General features: G+C 54.3%; 8 protein-coding genes. 7 read left to right on the top strand and 1 reads right to left on the bottom strand.

From position 1 onward, the window contains the following. A partial coding sequence (locus tag PEL01S_RS24000) for an ATP-dependent helicase C-terminal domain-containing protein (protein ID WP_304363374.1) occupies positions 1–1,042 on the top strand: 1,042 nt, incomplete at its 5' end. 101 nt (positions 1,043–1,143) lie between these two features. On the opposite strand, the gene PEL01S_RS23995 is transcribed toward PEL01S_RS24000, so the two are convergent. Next, positions 1,144–1,470, bottom strand: a complete 327-nt coding sequence (locus tag PEL01S_RS23995; RefSeq protein WP_063178536.1) for a hypothetical protein — start codon at positions 1,468–1,470, stop codon at positions 1,144–1,146. A gap of 261 nt (positions 1,471–1,731) precedes the next feature. On the opposite strand from PEL01S_RS23995, the gene PEL01S_RS23990 reads away from it, so the two are divergent. The 6 genes from PEL01S_RS23990 to PEL01S_RS23965 all read left to right on the top strand — a co-directional run bounded on the left by PEL01S_RS23990 (position 1,732) and on the right by PEL01S_RS23965 (position 9,348). Continuing rightward, the gene (locus tag PEL01S_RS23990) at positions 1,732–2,883 is read left to right on the top strand and encodes a nitric oxide synthase oxygenase (RefSeq protein WP_063178534.1); all 1,152 of its coding nucleotides are present in this window, start codon (positions 1,732–1,734) and stop codon (positions 2,881–2,883) included. Between the two features lie 11 nt (positions 2,884–2,894). Continuing rightward, positions 2,895–3,611, top strand: coding sequence for a hypothetical protein (locus tag PEL01S_RS23985; RefSeq protein ID WP_063178532.1), 717 nt, complete (start codon positions 2,895–2,897; stop codon positions 3,609–3,611). Positions 3,612–3,702: 91 nt separating this feature from the next. Next, positions 3,703–4,257 (top strand): cysteine hydrolase family protein, encoded by a 555-nt coding sequence (locus PEL01S_RS23980; RefSeq protein WP_063178530.1) that lies wholly within the window; start codon positions 3,703–3,705, stop codon positions 4,255–4,257. A gap of 21 nt (positions 4,258–4,278) precedes the next feature. Beyond that, the gene (locus PEL01S_RS23975) at positions 4,279–5,721 is read left to right on the top strand and encodes a nicotinate phosphoribosyltransferase (protein WP_063178528.1); all 1,443 of its coding nucleotides are present in this window, start codon (positions 4,279–4,281) and stop codon (positions 5,719–5,721) included. Between the two features lie 525 nt (positions 5,722–6,246). Continuing rightward, on the top strand, positions 6,247–7,728 hold the full coding sequence (locus PEL01S_RS23970; RefSeq protein ID WP_127462076.1) for a hypothetical protein: 1,482 nt from the start codon (positions 6,247–6,249) through the stop codon (positions 7,726–7,728). A gap of 198 nt (positions 7,729–7,926) precedes the next feature. Beyond that, a complete protein-coding gene (locus PEL01S_RS23965; protein ID WP_127462075.1) occupies positions 7,927–9,348 on the top strand; it encodes an Ig-like domain-containing protein in 1,422 nt (473 codons plus the stop codon). The last annotated feature ends 251 nt before the right edge of the window (positions 9,349–9,599 follow it).

Below are 9,599 nucleotides of genomic sequence, written 5' to 3'. Positions count from 1 at the left end.
GGCGGCCCGCCGCAGAATCGCGGCGGAGGCCGAGCAGGGGAAGCGCACGCTGGGTGTGCCGCTTGAGCAAAGAGACGAAGTGAACGCCTGCGGAATGCTGCTTGCGTTCGCCTATCCCGACCGGATCGCGCAAAATAAAGGAAGCGGGCGCTTCCTGCTGAGCGGAGGCAGGGGCGGTTCGTTTTCGGGTCCTCAGCCGCTTTACGGCGAGAAATATTTGGTCGTCGCGGAGCTGGATGATCAAGGGGCGGACGGCCGTATCGATCTGGCGGCTCCAATCTCGGAGGAGCAGCTGTACCGGGTGTTCGCGGATGGCATCGAAACGGAGACCGCAGTCGCGTGGGACCGGACGGCTCAAGCGGTCCGCGCCCGCAAGCGGGAGAAGCTCGGCGCGCTGACTTTGCGGGAGGTGCCGGTGGAAGCCCCGGACCCGGAGCAGGTGCTGAACGCTCTGCTTGAGGGCATCGCGGCCGAAGGCTTGTCCATTCTGCCGTGGACCAAGGCGGCGAAGCAGCTGCGCGAGCGCATCGGCTTTATGCACCGGGTGGACCCGGCTTGGCCCGATGTTTCCGACGAGGCGCTGCTCGCGGTGCTGGAGGAGTGGCTCGGTCCGCATCTGTACGGGCTCAAAAGCCGGGATGACCTGCAGCGGCTCTCGATGGCAGCCATTCTGGACGGCATGCTCCCGTGGCCGCAGCGCCAGCAGCTCGACGACTTCGTGCCGACGCACATTACGGTGCCGAGCGGCTCGCGCATCCCGGTCGATTACAGCGATCCGGCATCGCCAGTGCTGGCCGTGCGGCTCCAGGAGCTGTTCGGCCTGCGGGAAACGCCGCGCATCGGGGGCGGCAAAGTGCCGCTGCTGCTGCATCTGCTTTCCCCGGCGCATCGGCCGGTGCAGGTCACGCGCGATTTGGCGAGCTTTTGGCAGGATGCCTATTTTGAAGTGAAAAAAGATTTGAAGGGCCGCTATCCGAAGCATGTATGGCCGGACGATCCGCTCACGGCTTTGCCGACCAACCGTGCCAAGCCGCGCGTATAATTCGCTCCAGAAGGACAAAACAAAAGAGGCGGTACCCTGTCCGCCCCATCCGGCAATCCTGCCGGGCGGGAAGGGAGACATGGGCCGCCTCTTTCGCCGGTTTATTTCCAATTCCGATACCCTTGGGATTGGCCGATTCTCACAAGAATCCAGCCGAAATAGATGATGGCTCCGGCCAGGATTAGGCTGATGAACTTCGGCAGCCAGAAGATAATAAGTGCCGCACCCGCCAGCATGACCAAACCGCTGCATATGCGCTTGAGCGTCGTGTCTGAGGTTCTCCACAGCCAGTAGCCGAAGGCGATCATCGCTAGAGCAAAAATATATCCGAATAATCCGCTAATGCCGCCCCAACTGATCAATCCGATAATGCCAATCGCCATCAGGACGAAGCCGCCTATCGTCTGTATGTTCCATTTCAAGTTCATCGTCGTCACCCGTCTTTCGTTCGTTTAGATCTTGTCTCTATTGTATACGAATTGCATGTCCGGTAAAACAGACCGAAGGCGGTACGGAAGCTGGACTTTAGTCGGGGAGACCGGGCAGATGGGAGCAATCCGGCTTTTGCCACAGATTCGACACGAAATGACACGTAAAACCCAGAAAATGGCGGCTTGGACAGGCGGACGGCGAGCTTTTTTCATGGGGCTGGGGTATAATGAAGGAAAAAATGAGCGGAAGAGGACGACATGACGACGAATCAAGCGATACAAGAAGAAGCGGTGGCGTTTGTAACGGCGTGCTATGAAGAGTTGGGCAAAAACGGCGAGGACACGCGTCGGCGGCTCGCGGAGGTTCGGGAAGAGCTTTCCAGGCTTGGAACTTACGAGCTTACGTATGAGGAGCTTGCGCATGGCGCAAAAATGGCTTGGCGAAACAGCAACCGCTGCATCGGCAGGTTATTTTGGCCGTCGCTAAACGTGTTTGACGAGAGAGGGCTGGAGCGGGAAGACGACATTGCGGAAGCGATATTCCGCCATATCGCCTATGGGACCAATAGTGGCATGATCAGGCCGTCGATCACGGTATTTGCCGCAGAAACGGACGAGCGGCGTATTCGTATCTGGAACCATCAGCTGATCCGTTATGCCGGGTATGAAACCGGGAACGGGATCGTTGGCGATCCGGCCTCCGTCCGGTTCACGAAGGCATGCATGAGCTTGGGCTGGAGGGGAGCGGGCACGCCGTTCGACGTGCTGCCGCTAGTTATCCAAATGAACGAGCGCACACCCCGGTGGTATCCGATTCCCGAACATTTGGTGCTCGAGGTGCCCATTCAGCACCCGGAATACGATTCGTTCGCCGGGCTGGGGCTCAAATGGTACGCCGTTCCGTTTATTTCCGACATGATGTTGGATATTGGCGGCATCCGGTATACGGCGGCGCCGTTCAACGGCTGGTACATGGGAACGGAGATTGGCGCGCGCAATTTGGCTGATCCGGACCGTTACCATATGCTGCCGAAGGTGGCCAAGCTGCTGAAGCTGGATACGTCGACCAACGTATCCCTGTGGAAGGACAGAGCGCTGGTCGAGCTGAATGCGGCGGTTCTTCATTCCTTTAAGGCGGCAGGGGTCAGCATCATAGATCATCATACGGCGGCGGAGCAGTTCCGGCGGTTCGAGCAGCAGGAAGAACGAAGCGGCCGCCCGTTAACCGGAGATTGGACGTGGCTAATTCCTCCGGTTTCGCCGGCGGCGACGCATATTTTCCACCGGTCTTACGACGATCGCATCGTCAAGCCGAATTATTTCCGTCAACCTTGCCCATACGACATCACGGACGCCGACGAAGCCGGGGCACTGGCAGACCCATCGGCCGACTTGCTGACCAGAGGCTGAGGAGCGGTTTTATGTCCATTACTTACAGACCGCGGCTTTTCTTATTGTCCGGAATGGCGACGGCGCCGAATTTTATGGACACGTTCGGAGAACAGCTGTGTCGCAGGCTGGAGGCGAAGGGATTCCGGCCGGAGTACCGGCTGCTGTTTCCTTACGGCGACTGGAGCCGGCGAGCAGCGGCTCAGATGCTGGAAATTTACCGGGATCTGCGGCTGAGACCGCAGGCGGCCGCGCGCTCGATCGGAGGCCGCAGGGCGGCGGAAGCGATCCGCAGCGTCTGCGGCGACGGCTTTCCCGTCCTGATCGGGCATAGCGGAGGCGGAGTGGCGGGCGTGCAAGCGGCCGAGCTGCTGCGCCCGGCGCTTTCCCTGCCGGGTATCCTGACGGTGCAGATCGGCTCGCCGAAATGTCCGGTAAGTCCCGTAGGGCGGGACCGGACGCTTTACATACGCGGCATCGGCACGAAGGGCGGCGATCCGATCGCCCGGCTCGGTTGGTGGGGCGGCTGGGTAACGGGAGGCTCCGGGCTTCGTGACCGGTTACGGTACGACCGCTTCAGGCATGCGCCGGCGTATCGGATCAACCTGGCTCTAACGGGTGGGCATCCGGATTATTTTCGCGGCCACGAGCCGTTCGTGAATCCGGACGGACGAACCAATCTGCAGATCGTCGCCGACTGTACGGTGGCTTGGCTGCTGGAGCGATGGGGCTCGGAAAATGGGGCTTGACATTTATTTTAAATATGTCATAATGACATTATCAAAAAGATAGAGTTGCCAGTCTACATTATACTGACGCATGGAAAGGGAAGGTGCCCTTATGAAAGCTCTCGTTGTGATCGATTATACGGTCGATTTCGTTACCGGCAAGCTGCCGTGCGGGCAGCCGGCGATCGATTTGGAGCAAAGAATCGCCGAATTGACGGAACGGTTTATCGAAGGGGGCGATCTGGTCGTCATGGCCGTCGACCTTCATGAGGAAAATGACGCATACCATCCGGAACACAGGCTGTTTCCGCCGCATAACATCCGCGGTACGGAAGGCCGCAAGCTGTACGGCCGGCTTCACGACGTCTATTCAGCGAGTCAAGACCGCATTGATTGGATGGACAAAACGAGATACAGCGCCTTCTGCGGTACAGATCTGGAGCTGCGGCTGCGGGCCCGCGGCATCGACGAGGTGCACCTGATCGGCGTCTGTACGGACATTTGCGTGCTGCATACCGCCGTGGATGCCTATAATAAGGGATATAAAATCGTTGTTCATGAGGACGCGGTCGCGAGCTTCAATCCGGCCGGACACGAATGGGCACTAACTCATTTTCAGAATGTACTGGGCGCCGAAGTCGTCCGTGCTGCAGATAAAAACGTCTAACGAAGCGAGAGGGGAACTACGATGAGCTGCGACAATTTGACGCTTCATACGGATAAATATCAAATTAACATGATGTACGCCCACTGGTTCAATGGCTCGATGGACCGCAAAGCGGTGTTCGAGGCTTACTTCCGCAAGCTGCCGTTCGGCAACGGATATGCCGTGTTTGCCGGACTGCAGCGAATCGTCGAGTATATTCAGCACCTGCAATTCGACGAAGCGTCGATCCAGTACTTGGCGGAGCAGGAGGAGAATTACGACCCGGCTTTTCTCGAAAAGCTGCGCCAGTTCCGGTTTACCGGTTCGCTATGGTCGGTGGAGGAAGGATCGCTGGTGTTTCCGAACGAGCCGCTGATCCGGGTCGAAGCGAGCGTGTTCGAAGCCCAGCTGTTGGAGACGGCGATCTTGAACTTCATGAACTACCAGACGCTGATCGCGACCAAGGCGTCACGTATCCGGCAGGTCGCACCGGACGATGTGCTGATGGAATTCGGCACGCGGCGGGCCCAGGAGGCGGATGCCGCGGTATGGGGCGCGCGGGCGACTTATATCGCCGGCTTCGACGCCACGTCGAACATGAGAGCGGGCATGATGTTCGACATCCCGACGAAGGGCACGCATGCGCACGCCTGGGTACAGGATCACGATTCGGAGGAAGAGGCGTTCCGGAAATTCTCGGCCGCGCTGCCCGATCAAGTCACGCTGCTGGTCGATACATACGATACGATCAAAAGCGGCGTGCCACATGCGATTGAAACGGCCAAATGGCTGCAAAGCCAGGGCAAACGGATGAACGCGATTCGGCTTGACAGCGGGGATTTGGCTTATCTGTCGAAAAAGGCGCGCGCGATGCTGGACGAAGCGGGGCTGCAGGAAGTCAAGATCGTTGCGTCGAACGATTTGGACGAGAATATTATTTTCAATCTGAAAGCCCAAGGGGCAAGAATCGACAGCTGGGGAGTCGGCACGAAGCTGATTACGGCGGCCGACCAGCCTGCGCTAGGCGGCGTGTACAAGTTGGTCGCCCGCGAGCGTGAGGACGGTTTCGCACCGGTCATCAAAATTTCGGGCAATCCGGAAAAAGTGACGACACCGGGCATTAAGGACGTATACCGCATCGTCAATCGCGAGACCAACAAGGCGATGGCGGACTATATCGCACTGACGAACGAGGACGATGTGCAGCAGGGCAAGCCGCTAAAGCTGTTCGACCCGGTGCACCCATATATTTCGAAAACGGTGGAGCAGTACGAAGCGCAGCCGATGCTTCGTCCGATTTTTGCGGACGGCAAGCAGGTGTACGAGCTGCCCACGCTGGATACCATCCGCGAGCATCACCGGAAGCAGCTGACCTTGTTCTGGCCGGAATATTTGCGCAAGCTGAATCCGGAAGTGTATCCCGTTGACCTGAGCCCTAAAGCTTGGGATCAGAAGATGGAGCTGATTCGCAAACATAAAGGATAAGACGGCGAACGCAGTCGTTTTTTCATCGGAGCCTGAACATATCAGGCTTCTTTTTTTATGCCTGATTCATCCCGAAAGAGCAGAGGGAGCGAGAAATAAATAAAGAGCACTAAAAAAGTTAGCGCTCTTTGCTAATTACTAGCGGTTTACATCTATAGAATAGGTTACGATTTTGGACAATTGAATGGTTAGGGACAAAATATTGAACCAAAAATAGGTTAGCGTTATTCCAATTTGTTTTCATCATAACCAACCGCAGTGTAAGGATCAGGACCGTCGTATTTCTTTGGAAGTTTCGTAAGTTCCACTAATCGTATCGGAATTTACCAATACCGTTATGCGACGAGCGCATATTCATTATGGAATTGCGAGATTGGAGCTTGAAACATGTCAGGCTCCTTTTTGCATTCCGGTAAAAATGCGATGGTTCGTTTCGTAAGTTTATAGTATTATTATCCATAAAAGTTTTATTATGTTTGTGTTATTTTACTCTTATGTCTACTAAATTTCAGGAGGTAGTGAACGATGCTATTAAGAGAACAACATCGACAAGTCATCGTCATGATTGTTTTAGGCTTGTTCATCAACACGATTTTTTCCTTCTCGGCTTCAAGTGCTCCACTTCATCCGGGCGGAGATACGGCTGCTGTAGCAAAAACAGAAACACCGACTATAGACGGAGATGTCTATGATTATAACTTCGAGTTGAGAGGACGGTCAGAACCCGATGCTACATTAACGTTAACACGGTCGGACGGTACATATAAGGTAACAACCGCCAGAGAGAATGACGGTGTGTATTGGATCAGTTTTGATCCGTATTGGTTTGACGGATGGAGGCTCAAAGCCGGGGAGCAATTGACCCTTTCGGCAGAGGCTCCGGGAAAAACGGTTAGCGATACCGTTTATATCACGGTGCTGCCGTCGGTGCCTACTTCTATGCCGACCGTAACAGGGAGTATCTATGCAAATGGCGGGTGGCTTAGCGGCACGACGGAACCTGATAAGCCCATATGGATAATCCTAAATAATAGCAGACTCTTTTACGTTGCGAGCACTTCAACCAAAAATGGTTCTTATACGATGGAACTCGATAAACGGTCCTACTTCCTAAAGGTTGGGGAGAAGCTGCAATTAACTGCCGAATCCCGACTCCCCGGGATAGGACCAAGCGACCCTGTCACGGTTACTGTCTTACCGCTCGAAGGAAAGACGGCAGCACCTACGGTACCGAGAGGCGTCTACGAACGTTCGTTGAGCGGTTTTGCTGAGCCCGGGTCCTTCGTAACGATCCAACGAGCCAGCGGCTCGGAGTTAACAGAAAGGGCATCCAAGGAAAATGGAGCCTTTTCTGCAAGACTGGGCACCGATGCTTACGATTTAGGAGAAAGGCTAAAATTAACGGCAGAAGTTTATGGCAAAAAAGTTAGTGATCCTGTTTACGTTACTGTTACTCATCGGTCCCCCAAAAGCCCAGTCCCGACCGTGTCGGGAAATGTTTATACAAATGGCTTTTGGATTAGCGGCAGAACGGAACCCAACACGAGCGGTGTCATCCATTTTAAAAGAGCTAACGGAAGTATTGTGACGAGGACGTGGGTAACGGACGGTTCATATTCGAAAAAACGTCAAGCCTTCGAGAAACTTGTCCCTATGGAAAAATTGTATGTAACGGCCATGGCCGACGGGAAAAAGGAGAGCGACCCGGTTCCGTTAACCGTCCTCCCGACCTCAGGGAAAACGGCAGCGCCGGCGGTAATCGGTAACGTAGACGTAGTAAACGGTATCCTCAAAGGGAAAGCCGAAACCGGATCGATAATAAGAGTAAAGCGACCGGACGAGGAGTATGACCTTTGGTTCGAAGAGGCCTCCGAAACGGACGGGTCCTTTTCCATGGATCTAAGTTGGCATTCGCTCAGGGCCGGCGAGCGGTTAACGCTTACGGCGGAAACGATAGGGAAAGGGATCAGCGATGAGGTTCATTTCATCGTTCAGCCGGCGCCGTAAATCACCGGTCTGTACAGAGAGAAGAGGTTGGAAGGTGAGAAATTGGAGCCTGAACATGTCAGGCTCTTTTTTGCATTCCGCAAAAAAAACGATGGTTCATTTTGTAATGTTATAGTATTATTATCCATATAAGTTTTATTATGTATGATTCGTCTTGTTTTTCTTTTATTTATTCTAAAATTCGGGAGGTAGCGAACGATGCTGTTGAGAGCACAACATCGGCAAATCATCGTCATGATTATGTTAGGCTTGCTAGTCAGCACGATTTTTCCCTTCTCGGCTTCGGCCGGTGTCGAAAAAACAAAAACACCGACGATAGACGGAGATCTCTATGATAACAGCCCCTATTTAAGAGGCTGGGCCGAACCAGATGCTACAGTCACGTTCGAACGGTCGGACGGGACCTACAGGGTAGGAACCGCCAAATGGGACGGCGAGTATATGATCTATCACGAATACGATAGGTGGCCATGGATACTTAAAGGAGGGGAGCAATTGGCCCTTTGGGCGCAGGCCCCGGGAAAAACGGTTAGCGATACCGTGTATATCCCGGTACTGCCGTCGGTGCAGACGTCTAAGCCAACCGTCGCAGGGAATGTCTATATAAATGGCGGGTGGCTTAGCGGCACAACGGAACCCGGTAAGCTCGTATATATTACACTGAGAAATAGTTCCCGCAGCGCGGTAGGGGGCGCTTGGACGGAAACCGGCTCTTATACGATGCAAGTCAAGCCGTCCTATCCCATAACCGCCGGGGAAAAGCTGCAATTGGTAGCGGAAGCAGAGGGTCCCGGGAGAAGGGAAAGCGATCCGGTCACGGTTACGGTCTTGCCGCTAAAAGGAAAAACGGCGGCTCCTTCCGTAACGAAGGGTGTCTATGAGCGCTCGTTGAAGGGGTTCTCCGAGCCAGGGTCCGTCGTAACGATCAAACGAGCCAGCGGCCTGGAGTCTCAAGTAACGTCATCCCGGGAAGACGGAGCGTTTTCCGTAGACCTGAACATCGATTCTTATGAATTGGGAGAAAAGCTGAAATTAACGGCGGTAACCTACGGTAAAACGGTTAGTGATCCGCTTTACGCCATTGTTCAACCCTCACCCAAAAGCTCAGTCCCGACCGTATCGGGAAATGTTTATTCGAATGGCCCATGGATTAGCGGCAGTACGGAGCCGAATACGCGCGTTTTCGTGCGATTGAAAAAAGCAGACGGAACTCATATCCTAGGGGACTGGACAACTAACGGCTCGTATTCTATTAAAAGTCTACGGACCGTCCCAATGGAAAAACTGTACGTAACGGCCATGGCCGATGGGAAAAAGGAGAGCGACCCGGTTCCGGTAACCGCCATCCCGACCGTGGGGAAAACGGATGCGCCTGCGATAATCGGTCATGTAGACGCAGTAAACGGGATTCTCACCGGGAAAGCCGAACCCGGATCAGAAATAACGATTAATCGACCGGACTATATGCTTCAAAGCCAGCCCTCCAGCACCGACGGTTCCTTTTCCATAGATCTGCATTGGCATCAACTCCGCGTCGGCGAGCAGTTAACGGTTACGGCGGAAACGGTCGGGAAAGGGATCAGCGATGAGGTTCCTATTATCGTTCAGCCGGCACCGTAAATCACCGAGTCGGTTGGAAAGCCCGCCCCTCATGTGGCGAACGAGTTTTAAATGATGGACTTGCTAGAGTGGAGCCTGAAAAAAAGATCAGGCTCCTTTTTTAATGCTTGTCTCTCAAGTGCGACTACTTAGCCCAGGTGCTACGATTCGTTAAATACATACACTTAAAAAACACATGTATCATGTAATCTAATCTTGATACAGCTTGTTGCATGGGATTACGTCGAAATCAAATCAGACCCGCCAAAAGA

It is taken from the genome of Paenibacillus elgii NBRC 100335 (assembly GCF_004000865.1).
In the GTDB taxonomy this organism is placed as follows: Bacteria; Bacillota; Bacilli; order Paenibacillales; family NBRC-103111; genus Paenibacillus_G; species Paenibacillus_G elgii.
The sequence above is the reverse complement of the archived record's forward strand: the minus strand, read 5'-3'. Positions and strand labels throughout refer to the sequence as shown.

Bases quoted from the DNA above. Each gene is read 5' to 3' on its own strand.
- PEL01S_RS23980 (WP_063178530.1), top strand. From the start codon at position 3,703: ATGAAAGCTCTCGTTGTGATCGATTATACGGTCGATTTCGTTACCGGC.
- PEL01S_RS23970 (WP_127462076.1), top strand. From the start codon at position 6,247: ATGCTATTAAGAGAACAACATCGACAAGTCATCGTCATGATTGTTTTA.
- PEL01S_RS23985 (WP_063178532.1), top strand. From the start codon at position 2,895: ATGTCCATTACTTACAGACCGCGGCTTTTCTTATTGTCCGGAATGGCG.
- PEL01S_RS23995 (WP_063178536.1), bottom strand. From the start codon at position 1,470: ATGAACTTGAAATGGAACATACAGACGATAGGCGGCTTCGTCCTGATG.
- PEL01S_RS23975 (WP_063178528.1), top strand. From the start codon at position 4,279: ATGAGCTGCGACAATTTGACGCTTCATACGGATAAATATCAAATTAAC.
- PEL01S_RS23990 (WP_063178534.1), top strand. From the start codon at position 1,732: ATGACGACGAATCAAGCGATACAAGAAGAAGCGGTGGCGTTTGTAACG.
- PEL01S_RS23965 (WP_127462075.1), top strand. From the start codon at position 7,927: ATGCTGTTGAGAGCACAACATCGGCAAATCATCGTCATGATTATGTTA.